The sequence below is a fragment of the Microcystis sp. M49636_WE2 genome, from assembly GCF_030065375.1.
Classification (GTDB): domain Bacteria; phylum Cyanobacteriota; class Cyanobacteriia; order Cyanobacteriales; family Microcystaceae; genus Microcystis; species Microcystis aeruginosa_C.
The window spans coordinates 1-1,122 of the sequence record NZ_JASJFG010000913.1 but is presented as its reverse complement, the minus strand read 5'-3'; the positions used below and the strand labels follow the sequence as shown (position 1 = coordinate 1,122).

1 protein-coding gene and 1 pseudogene are annotated in these 1,122 nt (G+C 42.6%); one reads left to right on the top strand and one right to left on the bottom strand.

The window, feature by feature from the left end:
• A pseudogene (locus tag PX484_RS20915) lies at window positions 1-240 on the bottom strand (aminotransferase class V-fold PLP-dependent enzyme); the annotation flags it as partial.
• A gap of 267 nt (window positions 241-507) precedes the next feature.
• Here PX484_RS20915 and PX484_RS20910 point away from each other — a divergent pair.
• The coding region (locus tag PX484_RS20910) for a TM0106 family RecB-like putative nuclease (protein ID WP_288105360.1) at window positions 508-1,122 on the top strand (615 nt) is incomplete at its 3' end.

The window sequence follows — 1,122 nt, the reverse complement described above, 5'->3', positions numbered from 1 at the left end:
TTGCCTGAGAAGTTCCGTTTTTTTGGTAATCCAATCGTTTACCCGTCCTGAAAAAGGCCCCTTTTGTTGGAGAAAATTATGGGCATCGATAATCGCTTCTAATCCCGCCTTGGGCAAGGTTCCCTGACCACCGAAATTAAAATAAACTTTATTGCTAAGTCCCCGAAATTCCTGTCTTTGTTCGGCTAAATCCGGTTTACTAACGGCGAAATCGAGGCTATTTTCGTCTAAATTCTGCATAAGCGAGGAGATTGGGGGGTCAGTTATCAGTTATCAGTTAGAAGGTGTTGGGTTTTGGGGTTTTAGGGTTTTAGTTGAATTCCCCATTTCCCCATTTCCTGACTCCCAACGACCGACGGCTGAATTCTATCGACGGATTCAGTCGCAATTGTCACAATAGTATTAGAGTAGAGGAAACACACTTGGGAATGTTTTCTTTTTTTAAGTTTATTATTTTTTACTTTACCTCACAGGTCCAGGAAAGCTTAACTTTTCTCCTTGTATAGAATGCTACTGACCGATGATCTACTTCTAGACTACCAACGTTGTCAACGCCGTGGGTTTTTAAATCTCTACGGCAATAGCCAAGAAAAAGACCCTGAGCGAGATTTTTTGCTTAAATTGCGCCAAGAGAGTCAAAGTCACGTTAAAAAAGTCCTACAAGACTCCTATCCCGATTATTATTCCCTGACTACTCCCACCAGCGATATTTTAGCCGCCGCTAGGGAAACGGAAGCTTTGATGCGTCAGGGGGTATCCTGTATTTATCACGGAGTCCTGTTACAATCCGGCTATCCCGTCTCTTTAACCGGTTCCCCCCATTTATTAATTAAACAGGCAGGAAAGTCGAAATTTGGCGATTGGATTTATTATCCCCTCAATATTCAACTCGGTCGCCGTCCTAAGCCTGAATATAAGCTGCTGGCTACTTTTTACGCCTATTTATTAGCCAGTATGCAGGGAGTTTTTCCTGGTTATGCCGAAATTGTCCTACGTCGTCATAATCGCTATCGGGTGGAATTGAATCTCTGGTTAACTAAACTAGAGGAAATAATCAAAAAGTTCGGCGAAATGGTGATTAATCGCCAAGAACCAGAAGTTTTTATCTCGCGTCAGCGTTGC